The sequence below is a fragment of the Agromyces tropicus genome, from assembly GCF_039531345.1.
GTDB classification, from domain to species: Bacteria; Actinomycetota; Actinomycetes; order Actinomycetales; family Microbacteriaceae; genus Agromyces; species Agromyces tropicus.
This window is the reverse complement of the sequence record NZ_BAAAPW010000001.1, coordinates 1-21,788: the sequence shown is the minus strand read 5'-3', so window position 1 is coordinate 21,788 and position 21,788 is coordinate 1. Positions and strand designations below refer to the sequence as shown.

General features: G+C 69.3%; 16 protein-coding genes and 2 rRNA genes. All 18 read right to left on the bottom strand.

The window, feature by feature from the left end:
- Positions 1-39: 39 nt before the first annotated feature.
- The gene (gene der / locus ABD230_RS00090; protein WP_344368588.1) at positions 40-1,551 is read right to left on the bottom strand and encodes a ribosome biogenesis GTPase Der; all 1,512 of its coding nucleotides are present in this window, start codon (positions 1,549-1,551) and stop codon (positions 40-42) included.
- 53 nt (positions 1,552-1,604) lie between these two features.
- Positions 1,605-2,294 (bottom strand): (d)CMP kinase, encoded by a 690-nt coding sequence (gene cmk, locus ABD230_RS00085; protein ID WP_344368586.1) that lies wholly within the window; start codon positions 2,292-2,294, stop codon positions 1,605-1,607.
- Positions 2,295-2,296: 2 nt separating this feature from the next.
- Positions 2,297-3,379, bottom strand: a complete 1,083-nt coding sequence (locus ABD230_RS00080; RefSeq protein WP_344368585.1) for a prephenate dehydrogenase — start codon at positions 3,377-3,379, stop codon at positions 2,297-2,299.
- Position 3,380: 1 nt separating this feature from the next.
- Positions 3,381-4,178: a pseudouridine synthase gene (locus tag ABD230_RS00075; RefSeq protein WP_344368584.1), complete on the bottom strand. Its 798-nt coding sequence runs from the start codon at positions 4,176-4,178 to the stop codon at positions 3,381-3,383.
- Positions 4,165-4,854 carry an SMC-Scp complex subunit ScpB gene (gene scpB / locus ABD230_RS00070; protein WP_344368583.1) on the bottom strand — a complete coding sequence of 230 codons (690 nt, stop codon included), beginning with the start codon at positions 4,852-4,854 and terminating at the stop codon, positions 4,165-4,167. The genes ABD230_RS00075 and scpB overlap by 14 nt, the downstream gene beginning before the upstream one ends.
- A complete protein-coding gene (locus tag ABD230_RS00065) occupies positions 4,844-5,701 on the bottom strand; it encodes a segregation and condensation protein A (RefSeq protein ID WP_425546175.1) in 858 nt (285 codons plus the stop codon). Before ABD230_RS00065 ends, scpB begins: the two co-directional genes overlap by 11 nt.
- The gene (locus ABD230_RS00060) at positions 5,685-6,572 is read right to left on the bottom strand and encodes a ParA family protein (RefSeq protein ID WP_344368582.1); all 888 of its coding nucleotides are present in this window, start codon (positions 6,570-6,572) and stop codon (positions 5,685-5,687) included. Before ABD230_RS00060 ends, ABD230_RS00065 begins: the two co-directional genes overlap by 17 nt.
- A 43-nt stretch (positions 6,573-6,615) precedes the next feature.
- A complete protein-coding gene (locus ABD230_RS00055) occupies positions 6,616-7,521 on the bottom strand; it encodes a site-specific tyrosine recombinase XerD (protein WP_344368581.1) in 906 nt (301 codons plus the stop codon).
- Positions 7,518-8,189: an NUDIX domain-containing protein gene (locus ABD230_RS00050; protein ID WP_344368580.1), complete on the bottom strand. Its 672-nt coding sequence runs from the start codon at positions 8,187-8,189 to the stop codon at positions 7,518-7,520. Before ABD230_RS00050 ends, ABD230_RS00055 begins: the two co-directional genes overlap by 4 nt.
- Positions 8,182-9,843: a CTP synthase gene (gene pyrG, locus ABD230_RS00045; RefSeq protein WP_344368578.1), complete on the bottom strand. Its 1,662-nt coding sequence runs from the start codon at positions 9,841-9,843 to the stop codon at positions 8,182-8,184. The genes ABD230_RS00050 and pyrG overlap by 8 nt, the downstream gene beginning before the upstream one ends.
- 186 nt (positions 9,844-10,029) lie before the next feature.
- The gene (gene recN / locus ABD230_RS00040) at positions 10,030-11,727 is read right to left on the bottom strand and encodes a DNA repair protein RecN (protein ID WP_344368576.1); all 1,698 of its coding nucleotides are present in this window, start codon (positions 11,725-11,727) and stop codon (positions 10,030-10,032) included.
- Positions 11,720-12,676, bottom strand: coding sequence for an NAD kinase (locus tag ABD230_RS00035; protein ID WP_425546174.1), 957 nt, complete (start codon positions 12,674-12,676; stop codon positions 11,720-11,722). The genes recN and ABD230_RS00035 overlap by 8 nt, the downstream gene beginning before the upstream one ends.
- Positions 12,631-13,440 carry a TlyA family RNA methyltransferase gene (locus tag ABD230_RS00030; RefSeq protein ID WP_344368574.1) on the bottom strand — a complete coding sequence of 270 codons (810 nt, stop codon included), beginning with the start codon at positions 13,438-13,440 and terminating at the stop codon, positions 12,631-12,633. The genes ABD230_RS00035 and ABD230_RS00030 overlap by 46 nt, the downstream gene beginning before the upstream one ends.
- A 3-nt stretch (positions 13,441-13,443) precedes the next feature.
- On the bottom strand, positions 13,444-13,632 hold the full coding sequence (locus ABD230_RS00025) for a hypothetical protein (protein WP_344368573.1): 189 nt from the start codon (positions 13,630-13,632) through the stop codon (positions 13,444-13,446).
- A 92-nt stretch (positions 13,633-13,724) separates the two neighbouring features.
- Positions 13,725-14,753: an HAD-IIA family hydrolase gene (locus tag ABD230_RS00020; RefSeq protein WP_344368572.1), complete on the bottom strand. Its 1,029-nt coding sequence runs from the start codon at positions 14,751-14,753 to the stop codon at positions 13,725-13,727.
- Positions 14,750-15,661 carry a hypothetical protein gene (locus ABD230_RS00015; protein WP_344368571.1) on the bottom strand — a complete coding sequence of 304 codons (912 nt, stop codon included), beginning with the start codon at positions 15,659-15,661 and terminating at the stop codon, positions 14,750-14,752. Before ABD230_RS00015 ends, ABD230_RS00020 begins: the two co-directional genes overlap by 4 nt.
- 997 nt (positions 15,662-16,658) lie before the next feature.
- Positions 16,659-19,761 (bottom strand): 23S ribosomal RNA (locus tag ABD230_RS00010).
- A gap of 483 nt (positions 19,762-20,244) precedes the next feature.
- Positions 20,245-21,769, bottom strand: a 16S ribosomal RNA gene (locus ABD230_RS00005).
- Together the 16S and 23S rRNA genes form the textbook arrangement of a ribosomal RNA operon.
- Positions 21,770-21,788 lie beyond the last annotated feature (19 nt).

Here is a 21,788-nt window from a genome sequence, read left to right as displayed (position 1 = left end):
CGACCGCATCCGACATACGCGACCGCCGCCTCACCGTCGCTACGCCCGCTGGCGCCGCTCGCGCACGCGCATGTTCAGCACGATCGGCGAGCCGACGAAGCCGTAGATCTCGCGCAGGCGGCGCTGGATGAACCGGCGGTAGCCCGCGTCGAGGAAGCCGGTCGTGAACAGCACGAACGTCGGCGGCCGCGTCGCGGCCTGCGTGCCGAACAGGATGCGCGGCTGCTTGCCGCCCCGCAGCGGGTGCGGGTGGGCCTGCACGAGCTCGGTGAGGAAGGCGTTGAACTTGCCCGTCGGGATGCGCGTGTCCCACGACTCGAGCGCCGCCTCGAGGGCGGGAACCAGCTTCTCGAGGTGGCGCCCGGTCTTCGCGGAGATGTTGACGCGCGGCGCCCAGGCGACGTGGTGGAGGTCCTGCTCGATCTCACGTTCGAGGTACCGGCGGCGGTCGTCGTCGAGGAGGTCCCACTTGTTGTACGCGAGCACGAGCGCGCGGCCCGACTCGAGCACGAGGTCGATGATGCGCACGTCCTGCTCGGAGATGGGCTGCGAGACATCGAGGAGCACGACGGCGACCTCGGCCTTCTCGAGCGCGGCCTGGGTGCGCAGCGACGCGTAGAAGTCGGCGCCCTGCTGCAGGTGCACGCGACGGCGGATGCCGGCGGTGTCGACGAAGCGCCACACCCTGCCGCCGAGCTCGATCTGCTCGTCGACGGGGTCGCGGGTCGTGCCAGCGAGGTCGTTCACGACGACGCGCTCCTCGCGCGCCGCCTTGTTCAGCAGGCTCGACTTGCCGACGTTCGGGCGGCCGAGGATCGCGACTCGTCGGGGACCGCCGAACTCCTCCTTCGCGACCGCGGACACCAGCGGCAGCACGCGGAACACCTCGTCGAGGAGGTCCGCGACACCGCGGCCGTGCAGCGCCGACACCGGGTACGGCTCGCCGAGCCCGAGGTTCCACAGCGCGGCGGCCTCCGGCTCCTGGCGGGCGTCGTCGACCTTGTTGGCGACGAGGAAGACGGGCTTCCTGGTCTTGCGCAGCAGGCGCACGACGTGCTCGTCGGTGGCGGTCGCGCCGACGGTCGCGTCGACGACGAAGAGCACGACGTCGCACAGTTCGATCGCGACCTCCGCCTGCGCGGCGACCGACGCGTCGATGCCGCGGGCGTCGGGCTCCCACCCGCCTGTGTCCACGAGCGTGAAGCGACGGTCGAGCCACTCCCCCTTGTACGAGACGCGGTCGCGCGTGACGCCGGGGGTGTCCTCGACGACCGCCTCGCGGCGACCGAGGATGCGGTTGACGAGCGCGGACTTGCCGACGTTCGGCCGGCCGACGATCGCGATGACGGGCAGTGCGGGCAGGGTGCGGATGCCCTCCTCGCCCTCGTCGGCGTGCTCGAGCAGGTCGAGGTCGTCGACGTCGAGTTCGTAGTCGTCGAGGCCGGAACGGAGCGCCGCCGCACGCTGGTCGGCGAGGTCCTCGTCGACGTCGGCGAGGCGGTCGGCGAGGTCGTCGTCGGGGGCGTCGTACTCGACGTCGCGATCGGTCATGGCAACTCCTGGATGGTCTCGGGGTCGCGCGCGCGAGCGCACAACCGGTCTATTCAACCAGTTCGAACCTGAGCATCCCGGATGACCGCGAGCACGGCCTCGACCGTCTCGTCGAAGTCGAGGTCGGTCGAATCGACCGTCACGACGCCGTCGGCCGCGTTCATGAAGTCGACGACCTTGGAGTCGGCGGCGTCGCGGGCCTGCAGCTGCGCCCCGGTCGCCGCCGCCGAATGCCCGACGAGCTCGGCGGATCGGCGCGCCATGCGCACCTCCTCGGAGGCGGTCAGCAGGATCCGGGCGGGCGCGTCGGGCGCGACGACCGTGGTGATGTCGCGGCCCTCGACGACGATCCCGCCGCGGCGCTCCGCCGCCATGATCGCGCGGAACAGCTCGATGAGGTGGGTGCGCACCTCGGGCACGCGCGCGACCCGGCTGACGACGCCCGAGATGCCGGGCTCGCGGATGGCGTGCGTCACGTCCGTCGCCCCGACGTGCACCGAGTAGCCGGTGGGGTCGGTGCCGATGCGGTATGCGAACGAATCGAGGCACGAGATCACCGATGCCGGGTCGTCGGTGTCGACGCCGGACGCCTCCACGTGCCAGGCGAGCGCCCGGTACGCGGCGCCGGTGTCGAGGAAGCCCCAGCCGAGGCGGCGGGCGACCTCCTTCGAGACGCTCGACTTGCCGCTGCCGGCGGGGCCGTCGACGGCGACGACGAACGGGAGGACTGGGGGGTGGGTCATGCTCATCCTGCGATCCGCCAGCCGCGCGCGGCCAGCTCGGTGGTCAGTCGGTCCGCCGCCTCGGGAAGCACGGCGATCTCCGCCAGGCCGACCTGGCGGCCGGGCGAGTGCTCGAGGCGGAGGTCTTCGAGGTTCACGCCGATCTCGCCGATCTCGGCGAGGAGCCGGGCGAGCTGGCCCGGCCGGTCGTCGACCATGACGACGATCGTCGTGAAGCGCTTGTCGGTGCCGTGCTTGCCGGGCAGGCGCGCCACGCCGGTGTTGCCGCCCGTGAGCTCCTCGGCGACGCGGCGGCGCGCGCCTGGGGCGGCGGGGTCGGCGAGGGCGTCGATGAAGCGATCGAGGTCGTCGCGGTATGCGAGCAGGATGTCGCGCACCGGGAGCGCGTTGGCGCCGAGGATCTGCACCCAGAGGTCCGGGTCGCTCGCCGCCACCCGGGTCACGTCACGCACGCCCTGGCCGGCCAGGCCGAGGGCCGCGTTCGGGGCGTCGATGAAGCGGCGCGCCATGATGCTCGAGACGACCTGCGGCACGTGCGAGATGAGCGCGACGCCGCGGTCGTGCTCCTCGGGCGTCATCTCGACGAGCGTCGCGCCGAGGTCGAGGATCAGGTCGTCGATGGCGCCCGCCCGGCGATAGCTGATCTCGTCGTGCGCGGCGACCACCCACGGCCGCCCCGCGAAGAGGTCGGCGCGCGCGGCGAGCGGGCCGCCGCGCTCGCGACCGGCCAGCGGATGCGACCCGATGTACCGCGAGACGTCGGCACCGGCCTCGACGAGCTCGGCGAGCACGCCCGCCTTGACGCTCGCGACGTCCGTGACGATCGAGTCGGGGAACGCCTCGAGCTCGGCCGCGACGACGCTCGCGGTGACGTCCGGCGGCACGGCGACGACGATGAGCTGCGGTGCGTCCTCGGGGCGTGCGGGCCGACCGGCGCCGAGGTCGACCGCGATCGCGACGTGCGTCGGGGACGCGTCGGCGAGGATCACCTCGATGCCGCGGGCGCGGAGCCCGAGGGCGATGCTCGTGCCGAGCAGGCCGGCGCCGACGACGCGCACCGGTCCGATGAGCCGTGACTCGACCACGTCAGCGCTTCCCCTTCCGGCCGGCGTCCGCCGCGCGGGCGATGGTCAGGAGCTGGCCGAGTTCGATCTTAGACAACTCGCGCACGTGGCCCGAGCGCAGGGTGCCGAGGTGCAGCGGGCCGAACTGCCGGCGCACGAGCTCGACGACGGGGTGGCCGACGGCGTCGAGCATGCGACGCACGATCCGGTTGCGACCCGAGTGCAGGGTGACCTCGACCATCGTGTGCCCGGCGTCGGGCTGCGGCTGCAGGATCTTGGCGCGGTCGACCCGGATCGGGCCGTCCTCGAGCTCGATCCCGCGCTTCAGCTGCTGCAGGGTCTGGGCCGTCATCCGACCCGTCACCTTCGCGATGTACGTCTTCTCGACGCCGAACGACGGGTGCGCGAGCACGTGGGCGAGGTCGCCGTCGTTGGTGAGCAGCAGCAGGCCGCTCGTGTCGCCGTCGAGGCGGCCGACGTTGAAGACCCGCACGTCGAGCGGGTCCGTGAACCGGCGCAGGTCGGGCCGGCCCTGTTCGTCCCGCATCGACGAGACGACGCCGCGCGGCTTGTTCAGCATGAAGTACCGCTTGTCCTGGTCGAGCTGCACCGCGACCCCGTCGACCGAGACCTCGTCGGCGAGCGGGTCGATGCGGGTGCCGAGCTCCGTGACGACGCGGCCGTTCACCTCGATGCGGCCCTCGACGATCAGGTTCTCGACGACGCGGCGGCTGGCGACGCCGGCCGCGGCGAGCGCCTTCTGCAGCCGGACGCCCTCGGGCGCGGCGTCGGCGCCCCCGGTGCGATCAGACGAGGTCACGGTCGAATCCCTCCTGGCCGCCGTCGAGCAGCGGCGAGATCGGCGGCAGGTCGTCGAGCGACGAGATGCCGAGGTTCGTGAGCAGCAGGTCGGTCGTGCCGTAGAGGATCGCGCCCGTCTCCTCGTCGGTGTCGACCTCGGTGATGAGGCCCCGGCCGAGCAGGGTGCGGACGACGGAGTCGACGTTCACGGCCCGGATCGACGCGATCGAGGACCGCGAGATCGGCTGCTTGTAGGCGATCACGGCGAGTGTCTCGAGCGCCGCCTGGCTGAGCTTCGTCGAGGTCTGCGCGAGCACGGCGCTCGTGATGAGGGCGTCGTACTCGGTGCGGGCGTAGAACCGCCAGCCCCCGCCGACCTCCCGCAGCTCGAAGGCGCGACGGATGCCGCTTCCGCCGGCCTGCTCCCCCGCGTCGGTCCGCGGCTCGCCGGACGCCGCCCCGCCGTCGTAGTCGGCCCGCAGCCGCGCGATGGACGCCTTCACCTCTGCGATGGGCCGGGCGACCGCGGCCGCGAGGTGCACGAGGCTCTGCGGCTCGTCGGCGATGAACAGCAGGGCCTCGATCGCGCGGTCGAGGTCGAGTCGCGGCTGGCCGGGCACGTCGAGCGGCGTCGCCACGGAGACCTCGGGGCCTCCGGTCGCGTCCACGGCCACGTCGTCGGTCTCACTCGTCATAGTCGGCTCCCAGGCTCTCCAGTCGGTCGTCGGACCAGTGCTCGCTCGCGGCCCAGTGCAGGGTCAGCTCCCCCAGCGGCTCGAGCTGGTCGAACCCGATCGCCGCGTGCCGGTACAGCTCGAGCACGGCGAGGAACCGCGCCACGACCACGCCCGGCCGGTCGACGCCGGCGATCAGCTGGCGGAACGTCACGGGCTCGCCGCTGCGGAGCACCGCCACGACGTGCGCCGCCTGCTCGCGGATCGACACGAGCGGCGCGTGCAGGTGGTCCAGGCCCACGGTCGGGATCTCGCGCGGCGTGAGGGCGAGCGTCGCGAGGGCGGCGAAGTCCGCAGCATCCACGGTCCACCGCAGCTCCGGTGCGCGCTGCCGGAAGCGCTCCTCGAGGCGGACGCTCCGCGCGTGCCGGACCGACTCGGCCTCGATGCGTCCGCCGAACCACTGCGCGGCCTCCTTGAACGCCCGGTACTGCAGCAGGCGGGCGAACAGCAGGTCGCGCGCCTCGAGCAGCGCGACGTCCTCGGCGTCGACGAGTTCGCCCTGCGGCAGCAGCCCCGCGACCTTCAGGTCGAGCAGCGTCGCCGCCACGACGAGGAACTCGCTCGCACGGTCGAGGTCCTCGTCGGTCTCGATGCCGCGCAGGTACGCGATGAACTCGTCGGTGACGGCCGAGAGCGACACCTCGGTGATGTCGAGCTCGTGCTTGGCGATGAGGGAGAGCAGCAGGTCGAACGGACCCTCGAAGTTGGACAGCGCGACGCGGAACTCTGGCTCGACGTCGTGCTCGTGCGCATCCTGCGCCTCGGAGGTCGGTGCCGCCGCGCTGGGCTCAGGCGACCGCGCCACGGTCGATCAGCTCCCTGGCGAGCTGTCGGTAGGCCCGGGAGGCGGGGTGGTCGGGGGCGAACTCGGTGATCGGGGTCGCGGCGACGGTGGCATCCGGGAACTTCACGGTCCGGGTGATGACGGTCTCGAGCACGCGGTCGTCGAACGCGTCGACGACGCGCTCGAGCACCTCGCGCGAGTGCAGCGTGCGGGCGTCGTACATGGTCGCGAGGATGCCGTCGAGCGTGATCGCCGGGTTCAGCCGGTCGCGGACCTTGTCGATGGTCTCGATGAGCAGGGCCACCCCGCGGAGGGCGAAGTACTCGCACTCGAGCGGGATCACGACGCCGTGGCTGGCCGTCAGCGCGTTCACGGTGAGCAGGCCGAGCGAGGGCTGGCAGTCGATGAGCACCACGTCGTAGTCGCCCGAGACCTTGCGCAGCACGCCGGCGAGGATCTGCTCGCGGGCGACCTCGGTCACGAGGTGCACCTCGGCGGCGGACAGGTCGATGTTCGCCGGGATGACGTCGAGGCCCTCGACCGCGGTCCGCTGGACGGCGTCGGCGGGTGCCACGCCGCGCGAAAGCAGCAGGTCGTAGACGGTGGGGACGTCGTGCGTCTGGACGCCGAGCCCGGCCGACAGGGCGCCCTGCGGGTCGAAGTCGACCGCGAGCACGCGGCGGCCGTAGTCGGCCAGCGCCGCACCCAGGTTGATCGTCGTCGTGGTCTTGCCGACGCCGCCCTTCTGGTTGCAGAGGGCGATGATGCGGGCCGGGCCGTGCGAGCGCAGCGCCTCGGGCTCGGGGAAGTCGCGTGCGGGGCGGCCGGTGGGACCCAGGTCCGACGACTCCAGCGTGGCGGTGCCGTCCGCCGGGTCGTGTTCGTAGGTCACGGTGCGGCTCTCTCCCCGTCGTATCCGGATTGCTTGGTCGATTCTAACGAGCGCGGGGGTGCGCGACCGTGTACATCTCGCGGAGTGTGTCGGCCGTGACCAGGGTGTAGATCTGCGTCGTCGCCACGGACGCGTGCCCGAGCAGTTCCTGCACGACGCGCACGTCGGCCCCGCCCGCGAGCAGGTGCGTCGCGAAGGAGTGCCGGAGCGTGTGCGGCGAGACGGATGCCGCGACGCCGGCGCGCTCCGCGGCATCCTGCAGCACCTGCCAGACGGCCTGCCGCGACATCCGTCGGCCGCGGACGCCGAGGAAGAGCGCCGGGGTCGCGCTCCCCCGCACCGACAGCACGGGACGGGAACGCACGAGGTACGCGTCGAGGGCGCGTCGCGCGTAGCTGCCCACCGGCACGATCCGCTGCGTCCCGCCCTTGCCGAAGAGGCGCACGACCTCGTCGTCGACGAGGTCGTCGACGTTCAGTGCCGTGGCCTCCGAGACCCGGGCGCCGGTGGCGTAGAGCAGTTCGAGCAGCGCCACGTCGCGGAGCGCCGTGACGTCCTCGCCGACGCGCGCGGCCTCGATGATGGCCGCGACGTCCTCGACGGGGATCGCCTTGGGAAGCCGCATCGGCAGCTTCGGCGGGCGGAGGTCGCGGGCGGGGTCGGTCGGCGTGCGCCCCTCCTCGGCGAGGAAGCGGTGCAGGCCGCGGACCGCGGAGACCACGCGCGCGATCGAGGAGACCGCGAGCGGCGGCTGGCGTTCGCCGCCGAGGTACCGCACGAACGCGGCGAGGTCCGCCCCGGTCGCGGCCTCGGGTCCGGCGATCCCCGCGGCGTCGAGCCACTCGCCGTAGATCGCGAGGTCGCGCCGGTACGACGCGAGGGTGTTGCGCGCGAGGCCGCGCTCCACGGTGAGGTGCCGCAGGTAGTCGTCGACCGCGCGCCCACTCACCCGGCGGCCGGCCTCTGGCTGGGGTGCGCCGGCCACGCCGCGTCCGCCGGGCCGAGCGTCGACCAGTCCCGCGACCTCGCGGCCGCCGCGGCGAGCACGCCGACGGTGAACGAGGGGTTGCCGGTCCGGCGCGCGAGCACGGCGTCGACGCAGGCGTCGAGCGGCACCCAGCGACGCTCCATGTCGGCCTCCTCGTCCTCGCGCTCGTGCACCTCGGGCGCCGCTGCGAGCCCGCGCGCGAGGTAGACGCGGATCGCCTCGTCGCTGCCGCCGGGCGTCGTGAAGTAGTCGGCGAGCACCGCCCAGTCGGATGCCACGAGGTCGGCCTCCTCGGCGAGCTCGCGCTTGGCCGCCTCGAGCGGGGGCTCCTCCGCGACGTCGAGCAGGCCCGCCGGGATCTCCCACTCGCGGGCCCGGACGGGCTGCCGGTACTGCTTGATGAGCAGCACCCGGTCCGTCTCGTCGAGGGCGAGGATGGCGACGGCTCCCGGGTGCGCCACGTACTCGCGCACGATGCGGGCGCCGGCGGGACCGTAGTCGAGCGTGTCGCGCCGCACGTCCCAGATCCGACCCTCGAACACGGTCTCGCGTTCGAGGATCGGGAGGTCGACGTACTCGTCGGCGGGCAGCGCGTCCCGGTCGCCTGCGACGGCGGCCGTGTCAGGCATCGTCGACGTCGTCGAACAGCAGGCTGGCCTGGTGCCGCTCGAGCGCCGCGGCGACGAGGCCGCGGAAGAGCGGGTGCGCGTCGTTCGGGCGGCTCCGGAGCTCGGGGTGCGCCTGCGTGGCGACGTAGAACGGGTGCACGTCGCGCGGCAGCTCGACGAACTCGACGAGGTGGCGGTCGGGCGACATGCCGGAGAACACGAGGCCCGCCTCGGCGATGCGGTCGCGGAAGGCGTTGTTCACCTCGTAGCGGTGACGGTGGCGCTCGCTGATCTGCGGGGAGCCGTACAGCTCCTCGACGATCGAGCCCTCGGCGAGGGCCGCCGGGTAGAGGCCGAGGCGCATCGTTCCGCCGAGGTCGCCCCCGGCGATGATCTCGACCTGCTCCTCCATGGTCGCAATGACCGGGAACTCGGTGTCGGGGTCGAACTCGCTCGACGACGCGTCGGCCAGGCCGACCACGTTGCGGGAGTACTCGATCACCATGCACTGCAGGCCGAGGCACAGCCCGAGCGTGGGGATGCCGTTCTCGCGCGCGAAGTGCAGGGCGCCGAGCTTGCCCTCGATGCCGCGGACGCCGAAGCCGCCGGGCACGCAGATGCCGTCGAGGTGCGAGAGCTTCTCCTTCGCGCCCTCGGGCGTGCGGCACTCGTCGGACGGGATCCACTCGATGGTCACGCGCGTGTCGTTCGCGAAGCCGCCGGCGCGCAGCGCCTCGGTGACCGAGAGGTAGGCGTCGGGCAGGTCGATGTACTTGCCGACGAGGCCGATGGTGACCTCGTGGGCGGGGTCGTGCACGACCTTCAGCAGGTCGGACCAGGCCGACCAGTCGACCTCGGCCGCCTTGCCGTCGAGGTCGAGCGCGTCGATGAGGTACGCGTCGAGCCCCTGCTCGTGCAGCATCGTCGGGATGTCGTAGATGGAGGGCACGTCGACCGCGTTCACGACGGCGCCCTCGTCGACGTCGCACATGAGCGCGATCTTGCGCTTGTTCGCCTCGGTGACGGGACGGTCGCTGCGGAGCACGAGCGCGTCGGGCTGGATGCCGATGGAGCGCAGCGCGGCGACGGAGTGCTGCGTCGGCTTCGTCTTCTGCTCGCCCGAGGCGCCCATGAACGGCACGAGCGAGACGTGCACGAAGAACACGTTCTTGCGGCCGAGCTCGTGGCGCACCTGGCGGGCGGACTCGATGAACGGCTGCGACTCGATGTCGCCGACCGTCCCGCCGATCTCGGTGATGATCACGTCGGGCTTCGGCGTCTCGGACGCCTGCAGGCGCATCCGGCGCTTGATCTCGTCGGTGATGTGCGGGATCACCTGGACGGTGTCGCCGAGGTACTCGCCGCGACGCTCCTTGGCGATGACCGTCGAGTAGATCTGGCCCGTCGTGACGTTCGCGGCCTGCGACAGGTTGATGTCGAGGAAGCGCTCGTAGTGGCCGATGTCGAGGTCGGTCTCGGCGCCGTCGTCGGTCACGAAGACCTCGCCGTGCTGGAACGGGTTCATCGTGCCGGGATCGACGTTGAGGTAGGGGTCGAGCTTCTGCATCACCACCCGCAGGCCCCGCGCCGTGAGCAGGTTGCCGAGGCTTGCCGCCGTCAGGCCCTTGCCCAGTGAGGAAACGACACCGCCAGTCACGAAGATGTGCTTGGTCACGGTGTTCGTGAGTTCAGTGTTCGAAATGTCTGCGCCGCGATCATCCACCACGGGCTTGTAGTCTATCCGACTCCCGGCTGGGAATGCTCCGACACCCGTGCTGCGGGGTGCCGCCCCGGCCGCGTGCCGCATGAATCCGGGCTCGGACCCGACCGGGGACGATGCGACTGCGCGGCGTGTCGCGCGTCAGGCGGCGTCGCGGTCGGCGATCTCGAGCAGCTCGCGTGCGTGGGCGAGCCCGGACTCGGAGTCGGCGAGCCCGGAGAGCAGTCGCGCCATCTCGGCCTCGCGATCGGTGCCCTCGAGCTGGCGGACGCTCGACGCCGTCACCCGGCCGTCGGTGCCCTTCACGACGCTCAGGTGGTTCGTGGCGAACGCCGCGACCTGGGCGAGGTGCGTCACGACGATGACCTGCGACCGCTCGGCGAGCCGCGCGAGCCGGCGGCCGATCTCGATCGCGGCGGCGCCGCCGACGCCGGCGTCGACCTCGTCGAAGACGAACGTGGGCACCGGATCGGCCCCGGCGATGACCACCTCGATCGCGAGCATCACCCGCGAGAGCTCGCCGCCCGACGCGCCCTTCGCGACCGGACGGGGCTCGGTGCCGGAATGAGGTCGCAGGAGGATCGCGACCTGGTCGCGCCCGTGCGCCGCGGGCTCCGCGGCCCGTTCGACCGCCACCGTGAGTTCGGCGTCGGGCATGGCGAGCGCCGACAGCTCCGCCGTGACGGCCGCGGCCAGGCGACCGGCCGCGTCCGTGCGGAGCGCCGTGAGTCGGTCGGCCAGTTCGTCGACCGCGGCCGCGTGCTGCGCGACCCGGTCCTCGAGTTCGGCGATCCGGTCGTCGTCGCCGTCGAGCTCGACGAGCCGGAGCCCGCCGTCGTGCCGGAAGGACAGGGCGGCGTCGAGGGATCCGTGCCGACGCGCGAGCGCGGTGAGCACGGCCCGCCGCTCCTGGACCGTCTCGAGCTCCGCGGCGCCGTCGGCGTCGAGTCCGGCCAGGTAGCTCGACAGCTCGGTCGCGGCGTCGGCGAGGGCGAAGCCGGCGCTCGCGATGCCCTCGGCGATCGGTGCGAGCGCGGCGTCGTGCGCGACGACCCGCTCGACGTGGCGGCGTGCGGACTCGACGAGCGTGATCGCGTCGGGAGTGTCGTCACCTGCGACCTCCGCGGAGACGAGCTCACGGGCCTGGGCGGCGGCGAGCCGCAGCTCCTCGAGGTTGGTCAGCCGTTCGGCGCGCTCCTGGAGCGCGTCGTCCTCTCCGGGCTGCGGATCCGCCGCCTCGAGCTCGTCGAGCGCCTGCCGCAGCTCCTCGGCCTCGCGGAGCCGCTCGTCGTGATGGTCGCGGAGCGCACGGAGTTCCTCGGCCTCGGATCGCCAGGCGCGGAAGGCCGAACGGTACTCGCCGAGCACCGCGCCCAGGTCGGGCCCGGCGAAGCGGTCGAGCGCCTCCCGCTGCGCGGTCGCCGAGCGCAGTCGCTGCTGGTCGGCCTGCCCGTGCACGACGACGAGGTGGTCGGCGAGCTCGGCGAGGACCCCGACCGGCGCGCTGCGGCCGCCGACGATCGCGCGGCTCCGGCCCTCGGCGGACACCGATCGCCCGAGCAGCAGCTCGCCCGCGTCGATCTCGCCGCCGGCGTCGGCGACGCGCTCGGCCACGGCGTCGGGGTCGGCGAGCAGCCACCGCCCCTCGACCCATGCCTGCTTCGCGCCCGCGCGCACGGTGCCGGCGTCGGCACGGGAGCCGAGGAGGAGCCCGAGCGCCGTGACGACCATGGTCTTGCCCGCGCCCGTCTCGCCCGTGACCGCCGTGAATCCCGGTCCGAGCGGCAGCGCGGCCTCGGCGATCACGCCGAGGTCGCGGATCCCGAGTTCCTCAATCACCGGCGACCGGCCCCTTCCATCCCGTCACGGGGAGCTGGAACTTGTTGACGAGCCGATCGGTGAACGGGGCCTGGTGGAGCCGTGCGAGCCGGACCGGCACGGTCGACCGGCGGACGATGACGCGAGCCCCGGGCGGCAGCTCGAACATCCGTCGCCCGTCGCACCAGATGACGGCGGACGCCTCGGTGCGCTGGAGCACCTCGACTGCGAGCGAGGACTCCGGCCCGACGACGAGCGGGCGAGCGAAGAGCGCGTGCGCGCTGAGCGGCACCAGCAGGAGCGCCTCGACGGCGGGCCAGACGACCGGCCCCCCGGCGGAGAACGAGTACGCCGTGGACCCGGTCGGCGTGGACATCACGACGCCGTCGCAGCCGAACGACGACAGCGGCCGCCGGTCGACCTCGATGACGACCTCGAGCATGCGCTCGCGCTCGGCCTTCTCGACCGTCGCCTCGTTGAGTGCCCAGCCCTCGTAGACGACCTCCTCGGCGACCTTGGCGCGGACCGACAGGGTCGTGCGCTCCTCGACCGTGTAGTCGCGTGCGAGTGCGCGGCCGACCGTGTAGCCCAGGTCGTCGCGTTCGCTCTCGGCGAGGAAGCCGACGTGGCCGAGGTTCACGCCGAGCAGCGGCACGGGATGGTCGCGCGTGAGCTCGGCGGCGCGCAGGATCGTGCCGTCGCCGCCGAGCACGATCACGAGCTCGATCGAGGCCGGCGAGACCTCCTCGAACCGCTTGACCATGCCCTCGAGCTCGGGCAGCGCCGACATGACGTCGTGCCACTGCTCCGCGGCGACCACGGGGATCGCACCGGCGGACGCGAGCTGGCCGCACACGTCGGCCGTGGCATCCAGTGCCGAGGTACGACCGGTGTGCGAGACCACGAGGAAGTGCCGTGCATCGCTCACGCCGTGACGCCTCCTGTCGATTCTCGGACCCGACCCGACCATTCTGACGGATCCCCGCCCCGAGTCGTGCTCAGCAGGACCAGGACCTCGAGATTGCCGTGCGTGCCGGCGATCGGGGAGGACAGGACGCCGGCGGTGCGCAGGCCGAGGTCGTGGGCGGCCCACAGCACGTTCATGACGGCGTCGCCACGGGCGTCGGCGTCGCGCACGACGCCCTCGCGCGTGCCGCTGCGACCGACCTCGAACTGCGGCTTCACGAGGAGGACGAACTCGGCGTCCGGCGCGGCCGACGCCTGCAGTGCGGGCAGGACGGTGGTGAGCGAGATGAACGACAGGTCGGCGGTCACGAGCGTCGGGCGCTCCGCGACCCCGGTCAGGGCGGCGAGCCTCGGCGCATCGAGGTGACGCACGTTGCAGCCCTCGACGAGGACGAGCCCCGCAGCGCCCTGCAGTTGCGCGGCCAGCTGGCCGTGTCCCACGTCGACCGCCAGCACCGTGCGCGCGCCCCGCTCGAGCAGCACCTGGGTGAACCCGCCGGTCGACGCGCCGGCGTCGAGCACGACGCGATCGGCCGGGTCGACGGCGAAGGCATCGAGTGCGGCGAGGAGCTTGTGCGCCGCGCGACTGACGTAGTGGTCGGCGCCGGCCACGTCGATCACGGCGTCCTCCGCCACGCGGTGGGAGGCCTTCGTCGCCGGCCGGCCGTCGACGCGCACCGCGCCGTCGGCGATGAGCGCGGCCGCGTGCGTGCGCGAACGGGCGAGCCCCCGCGCCGCCAGTGCCGCATCGAGCCGCTGGTCGGCCACCGATCAGCCCGCGGCGCGCGCCGGGTCGGACCGCTCGAGCTCGCGCCGCAACTGCTCGGCCAGCGCGTCGAATCCCGCGGCGCGCTCCTCGAGCGGCGCCCTGTCGATCGCCTCGAGCGCGTCGGCGGCGGACGCCGGGAGGTCGTCGGTCGTCTCCATCGGCTCGTCGGCGTCGAGGTCTCCTGTGCTCACGCCTCCACGGTACCCGGTGCCGCCGTCACCGAGGGCGGCCCGCGCCGCGGGGCGGATCGCATCGGGCCCGGCCCGAGCGGCGTCGGCCCGGATCAGCGGTACAGGCGCTCGGGCACGTCCAGGGCGTGGATCGCCGTCCCGCACTCCCAGATCGCGAGGCACGCTGCGCGCAGGAGGTCGAGCGGCTCGTCGCCGTCGCGCTCGATCACGACGCGGCGGCCGTCGACGCGCACCTCGGCGCGCCCGACGCGCACTCCGCCGCGGCGTCGCTCCACCTCGGGGTACGGATCGTGCAGCTGCCGCAGGTCGGCGACGATGAAGTCCGGCCGGCTCGCGGCATCCGCCGCCAGCGCCTGCTTCGCCCGGTCGATGCCGGTGAGCACGAGCAGCGAGGCCATGCCGGCGCGGTTGGCTCCGCGGATGTCGGTGTCGAGCCGGTCGCCGACCATGAGCGGCCGTTCGGCGCCGAACCGCTCGCACGCCTCGTCGAAGATCGGCGCCTCCGGCTTGCCCGCGACCTCCGGGAAGCGCCCTGCGGCCGTGTGCACGGCCGACACCAGCGTGCCGTTGCCGGGGGCGATGCCGCGCTCGACGGGGATGGTCCAGTCCATGTTGGTCGCGATCCACGGGATGCCGCCCGGCTCCCCCGGGCCGCCGTGGGCGTTGAGGGCGAAGGCCGCCTCCGCGAGCTGCCGCCATCCCACGTCGGGGTGGAAGCCCTGCATCACCGCGTCCGGTGCATCGTCGGCCGAGCGCGTCACGCGGTAGCCGTGCCGCTCGAGCTCGGTGACGATGCCGTCGCCGCCGACGACGAGCACGAGGGACCCCGGGTCGACGGATGCCGCGAGCAGCCGTATCGCGGCCTGCGGCGAGGTGACGACGTCCCGAGCGGAGGGGCGCAGCCCGAGCGAGCGCAGGTGCGCGGCGACCTGCTCGTCGCTGCGCGACGCGTTGTTCGTGAGGTACGCGACCGGCATCGTCTCGGCGACCCGGTTCAGGCTCTCGACCGCATGCGGGATCGCGTGCGGTCCGGCGTACACGACACCATCGAGGTCCGCGAAGACGGCGTCGACGCCGTCGAGGGGCGCCGCGCCGCGGCGCGGGCCGAACAGCGGGCTCATGCCCGGTCGGTGTCGTCGTCGAGTCCCGCGGTCTCGGCGAGGATCGCCGCGACCTCCGGCTCGATCGCATCCGCGGGGTCGGACGACTCGGTCGGCTCGGCCTCCGAATCGGCTCCCTCGACGTCCGTCGACGATCCTGACTCGACGTCTTCCTCGGCTGCCGTCGCGGCCTCGTCGTCGACCGGGTTCCCGCCGTCGGCGATCGGCACGGGCGCCTCGTCCTCCTCGAGCTCGAAGACCTCGACGAAGTCCGGACGCGCACCGTCGAGCGCCGCCTCGGCGCGCTCCGTGAGGGCGCGCCAGTCGGCCGCCTCGTCCGTCCGCTCGAGCTCCTCGAGGACCTCGGCGTAGGCGGCGAACAGGGCCGGGCTGTACGAGAACGCGCGATCGGGGTCGAGCTGCGGGATCTCGAGTTCGGCGAGGGCGAGCTCGGGCTGGTCGAGATCCAGGCGTGCGCCGGACATCGCGATCGCGAGCGCGGCCTGCACCTGCGGGGGAAGCGTCGAGCGGTCGACGGAGCGGCCGAGCTCGAGGGCCCGGTCCGGTCGCCCGACACCGCGTTCGCTGTCGACCATGAGCGCGATCTGGTCGTCGTGCCCGGAGAGCCGGCGGTAGGTGCGGAGCTCGCGCAGCGCGAGCGGGAAGTCCCCCGTGGCGTAGGCCGTGATCGCGAGGGTCTCGCGGACGACGGCAACGCGTCCTGCACGACGCGCGGCGGAGAGCGCGTGACGGTGCGCCAGGCCCGGGTCGTCCTCCAGCGCCTCGGCCGCGGCGACGAGGTGCCGCGCGACCCAGTCGGCGTTCTCCTTCGAGAGGGTCTTCAGTTCGGCACGCGCGGCGGAGTCGAGGTCCCTCGGCGTGATCCGGTCAGCGACCGGCGGATCGTCGTGTCGCGGCCGGACCGCCAACTCGGCGGCGCCGTGGACGGCCGCGCGCGGCGCGCGATCCCGCCCCCGATCGCCGGCGCGCTGCGCCGGGCGGCCGGCGACGCGCCCGCCGTGACGCGGCTCACGCGCTCCGCCCGAGCGCTCGGGTCGGCCGCGGCCCTGCCCCTGATCGCGTCGGTCGTCGCGGGAGAAGCCCCGCGCGCCGTCCCGATCGCGACGAGGCGCGGACGACCGGTCACCGTCACGACGCGAACCGTACGACCGCCCGCCGTCACGACCGGCGCCGTACGACCGGTCCCCGTCTCGCCGCTGGCCGGAGGACCGCTCGCCCTCACGGCGGGAACCGTATCCACGCGCGTCATCGCGACGCGCCCCGGACGACCGCTCCCCGTCGCGACGCGAACCGTATGACCGTCCGCCGTCGCGACTCGCGCCGTACGAGCGGTCGTCGTCGCGCCGGGTCCCGCCACGCGCATGATGTCCTCGGTCCTGCCCGCGATCGTCGCGCGAACCGGAGCGACGCTCGCCCTCGCGCCCGGACGACCTCGCGCCGGCGCCGCCTCGCGGCCCGCCGTCCCGACCGGGCCGACGACCCTGGCCCGAACTCCCGGAGCGCTCAGCACGGCCGCTGCGGCGATCGTCGTCTCGGTCCTTCCGGCGCTCGCCGGGATCCTGCGTGGAATCGCTCACGGTGTTCCTGTCGTCCTGCCTTGGGAGTCCTGTGGACTCAACCGTACTCTCGGGCCGTTGCGGAGCCCCTGCGTTAACGAAGAATGGCCACCCGCCGGCGTTCGCTATTGAACGCTGCGGGTGGCCACTCTGCAATGAATGTCCGGCGGTGTCCTACTCTCCCACAGGGTCGCCCCTGCAGTACCATCGGCGCTGCGAGTCTTAGCTTCCGGGGGGTGGGGGTGTTGTCTCTGTTCGGTTGTGTGTGTTTCCGTCTGAAGGGAACCACAGAGTGGACGCGAGTATCAGGCTCCACACCGCTGCCTTACAACGATGGTGTGAATGAGTGATTGTCAAGTTGTCGGCGTATTAGTACCAGTCAGCTGCACACCTTGCGGTGCTTCCACATCTGGCCTATCAACCCAGTCGTCTGGCTGGGAGCCTCTCCCCCCGAAGGGGATGGAAATCTCATCTCGAGGCCGGCTTCCCGCTTAGATGCTTTCAGCGGTTATCCATCCCGAACGTAGCTAACCAGCGGTGCTCCTGGCGGAACAACTGGCACACCAGAGGTTCGTCCAACCCGGTCCTCTCGTACTAGGGTCAGATCCTCTCAAATTTCCTGCGCGCGCAGAGGATAGGGACCGAACTGTCTCACGACGTTCTAAACCCAGCTCGCGTACCGCTTTAATGGGCGAACAGCCCAACCCTTGGGACCTACTCCAGCCCCAGGATGCGACGAGCCGACATCGAGGTGCCAAACCATGCCGTCGATATGGACTCTTGGGCAAGATCAGCCTGTTATCCCCGAGGTACCTTTTATCCGTTGAGCGACAGCGCTTCCACAAGCCACTGCCGGATCACTAGTCCCGACTTTCGTCCCTGCTCGACCTGTCAGTCTCACAGTCAAGCTCCCTTGTGCACTTACACTCGCCACCTGATTGCCAACCAGGTTGAGGGAACCTTTGGGCGCCTCCGTTACTCTTTGGGAGGCAACCGCCCCAGTTAAACTACCCACCAGGCACTGTCCCTGAACCGGATCACGGTTCGAAGTTAGATATCCAGAGTGACCAGAGTGGTATTTCAACAATGACTCCACGAACACTGGCGTGCCCGCTTCACAGTCTCCCACCTATCCTACACAAGCCACACCGAACACCAATACCAAGCTGTAGTAAAGGTCACGGGGTCTTTCCGTCCTTCTGCGCGTAACGAGCATCTTTACTCGTAATGCAATTTCGCCGAGTTCGCGGTTGAGACAGCTGGGAAGTCGTTACGCCATTCGTGCAGGTCGGAACTTACCCGACAAGGAATTTCGCTACCTTAGGATGGTTATAGTTACCACCGCCGTTTACTGGGGCTTAAATTCTCAGCTTCGCTCCGAAGAGCTAACCGGTCCTCTTAACCTTCCAGCACCGGGCAGGCGTCAGTCCGTATACATCGTCTTGCGACTTGGCACGGACCTGTGTTTTTAGTAAACAGTCGCTTCCCACTGGTCTCTGCGGCCTTCAACGCTTCCCACCGCGAGGGTGTTCACGTATCCGGCCCCCCTTCTCCCGAAGTTACGGGGGCATTTTGCCGAGTTCCTTAACCACGATTCTCTCGATCTCCTCGGTATTCTCTACCTGACCACCTGAGTCGGTTTGGGGTACGGGCGGCTGGAACCTCGCGTCGATGCTTTTCTCGGCAGCATAGGATCACCCACTTTTCATCCGCATCGCGTCTCAACCATCATGAGCGACGGATTTGCCTATCGCTCGGCCTACACGCTTGCCCCGGGACAACCATCGCCCGGGCTGGGCTACCTTCCTGCGTCACACCTGTTATCACGCTCACTCCACCAGACGGGGTCGCATGCCGCCCCGCGCGTCACCCCGAAGGGATCATGCACGGCTTGGGATGCTTAGCACTCCTGGTCTCGTGTGGGCGGTTCTTCGCCGGTACGGGAATATCAACCCGTTGTCCATCGACTACGCCTGTCGGCCTCGCCTTAGGTCCCGACTTACCCAGGGCAGATTAGCTTGACCCTGGAACCCTTGGTCTTCCGGAGGACGGGTTTCTCACCCGTCTTTCGCTACTCATGCCTGCATTCTCACTCGTGTGCCGTCCACGGCTGGTTTCCACCGCCGCTTCACCCGGCACACGACGCTCTCCTACCCATCGACACGGCTGGACCACGAAGGCCTACCATAAATGTCAATGCCACGACTTCGGTGACGTGCTTGAGCCCCGTTACATTGTCGGCGCGGAATCACTTGACCAGTGAGCTATTACGCACTCTTTCAAGGGTGGCTGCTTCTAAGCCAACCTCCTGGTTGTCTGTGCAACTCCACATCCTTTCCCACTTAGCACGCGCTTAGGGACCTTAGTCGGTGGTCTGGGTTGTTTCCCTCTCGACGATGAAGCTTATCCCCCACCGTCTCACTGCTGCGCTCTCACTTACCGGCATTCGGAGTTTGGCTGACGTCAGTAACCTGTTGAGGCCCATCGGCCATCCAGTAGCTCTACCTCCGGCAAGAAACACGCAACGCTGCACCTAAATGCATTTCGGAGAGAACCAGCTATCACGAAGTTTGATTGGCCTTTCACCCCTATCCACAGCTCATCCCCTCAGTTTTCAACCTAAGTGGGTTCGGTCCTCCACGACGTCTTACCGTCGCTTCAACCTGGCCATGGATAGATCACTTCGCTTCGGGTCTAGGACCTGCGACTCAATCGCCCTATTCAGACTCGCTTTCGCTACGGCTACCCCACACGGGTTAACCTCGCCACAGATCACTAACTCGCAGGCTCATTCTTCAAAAGGCACGCCGTCACCCCAACAAGGAGGCTCCGACGGTTTGTAAGCAAACGGTTTCAGGTACTCTTTCACTCCCCTCCCGGGGTACTTTTCACCTTTCCCTCACGGTACTTGTCCGCTATCGGTCATCTGGGAGTATTTAGGCTTATCAGGTGGTCCTGACAGATTCACACGGGATTTCTCGGGCCCCGTGCTACTTGGGATCCCCTTCCGGCCGGCCAGGCATTTCGACTACGGGACTCACACCCACTCCGGTCCGGCTTTCAATCCGGTTCGTCTATACCCGACGCGTCACCGTCGCTGTCCGGCAGAACAGCACGAAAGGTCCCACAACCCCGACCATGCAACCCCTGCCGGGTATCACACAAGGCCGGTTTAGCCTCTTCCGCTTTCGCTCGCCACTACTCACGGAATCACGGTTGTTTTCTCTTCCTGTGGGTACTGAGATGTTTCACTTCCCCACGTTCCCTCTACCCGCCCTATACATTCAGGCGGGAGTCACCAGGTCACCCGAAGGGCCTGGCGGGGTTTCCCCATTCGGAAATCCTCGGATCACAGCTCGTTTATCAGCTCCCCGAGGCTTATCGCAGATTACGACGTCCTTCTTCGGCTCCAGATGCCAAGGCATCCACCGTTTGCTCTTAGAAACTTGAAATCACATGAGTTTTCAGAAACCACCACCCCGAAGGATGATGGTGACCAATGATCAGTCCGGCACACCCCGAAGGGCGCACCGTGCTTGACCTTGTGACCCGACACCCCACCACTCACGAAGAGCGACCAGGGCATCGAATCTAAGATGCTCGCGTCCACTATGTAGTTCTCAACAGACGGACAGCACCCCCACCCCCACCAGCGAACGCCGGCAACGATGAAGGCCTGCACGGGGAACCAACCCCGACCCGCACCCCCGACAGGAGGCACCAGGCCATGTCCGGTCCCTCAGGACCCAACAGCGTGCACGTACCCGACCATCCGGCCCCCACCGTTCCAACCCACCGAAGCAGGCGTACTAGGTCTGAACCATCCAGACGAGCACCTATGTCAATGTTCCACCCATGAGCTCACCGACCGAGGACGTTCGCCTCGGAACCGGCATGCACTGCGCACCCCCGAAAGGGTGCGAGTAGCTCCTTAGAAAGGAGGTGATCCAGCCGCACCTTCCGGTACGGCTACCTTGTTACGACTTAGTCCTAATCACCGATCCCACCTTCGACGGCTCCCTCCACAAGGGTTAGGCCACCGGCTTCGGGTGTTACCGACTTTCATGACTTGACGGGCGGTGTGTACAAGGCCCGGGAACGTATTCACCGCAGCGTTGCTGATCTGCGATTACTAGCGACTCCGACTTCATGAGGTCGAGTTGCAGACCTCAATCCGAACTGAGACCGGCTTTTTGGGATTCGCTCCGCCTTACGACATCGCAGCCCTTTGTACCGGCCATTGTAGCATGCGTGAAGCCCAAGACATAAGGGGCATGATGATTTGACGTCATCCCCACCTTCCTCCGAGTTGACCCCGGCAGTCTCACATGAGTCCCCACCATAACGTGCTGGCAACATGCGACGAGGGTTGCGCTCGTTGCGGGACTTAACCCAACATCTCACGACACGAGCTGACGACAACCATGCACCACCTGTACACCAGTGTCCAAAGAGTCCCCTGTCTCCAGGGTGTTCCGGTGTATGTCAAGCCTTGGTAAGGTTCTTCGCGTTGCATCGAATTAATCCGCATGCTCCGCCGCTTGTGCGGGCCCCCGTCAATTCCTTTGAGTTTTAGCCTTGCGGCCGTACTCCCCAGGCGGGGCGCTTAATGCGTTAGCTACGACACGGAAACCGTGGAAAGGTCCCCACATCTAGCGCCCAACGTTTACGGCGTGGACTACCAGGGTATCTAATCCTGTTCGCTCCCCACGCTTTCGCTCCTCAGCGTCAGTAAGTGCCCAGAGACCTGCCTTCGCCATCGGTGTTCCTCCTGATATCTGCGCATTCCACCGCTACACCAGGAATTCCAGTCTCCCCTACACCACTCAAGTCTGCCCGTACCCACTGCAGGCCAGGGGTTGAGCCCCTGGATTTCACAGCAGACGCGACAAACCGCCTACGAGCTCTTTACGCCCAATAATTCCGGACAACGCTCGGACCCTACGTATTACCGCGGCTGCTGGCACGTAGTTAGCCGGTCCTTTTTCTCCAGGTACCGTCAAGCCGAAGCCCTTCTTCCCTGACAAAAGCGGTTTACAACCCGAAGGCCGTCATCCCGCACGCGGCGTTGCTGCATCAGGCTTGCGCCCATTGTGCAATATTCCCCACTGCTGCCTCCCGTAGGAGTCTGGGCCGTGTCTCAGTCCCAGTGTGGCCGGTCACCCTCTCAGGCCGGCTACCCGTCGACGCCTTGGTGAGCCATTACCTCACCAACAAGCTGATAGGCCGCGAGTCCATCCCAAACCGAAAAACTTTCCACCAAACCCCATGCGGGGAAAGGTCCTATCCGGTATTAGCTCCGATTTCTCGGGGTTATCCCAGAGTCCAGGGCAGGTTACTCACGTGTTACTCACCCGTTCGCCACTAATCCACCCAGCAAGCTAGGCTTCATCGTTCGACTTGCATGTGTTAAGCACGCCGCCAGCGTTCGTCCTGAGCCAGGATCAAACTCTCCAAAAAAAATGGTTCAACCAACCCC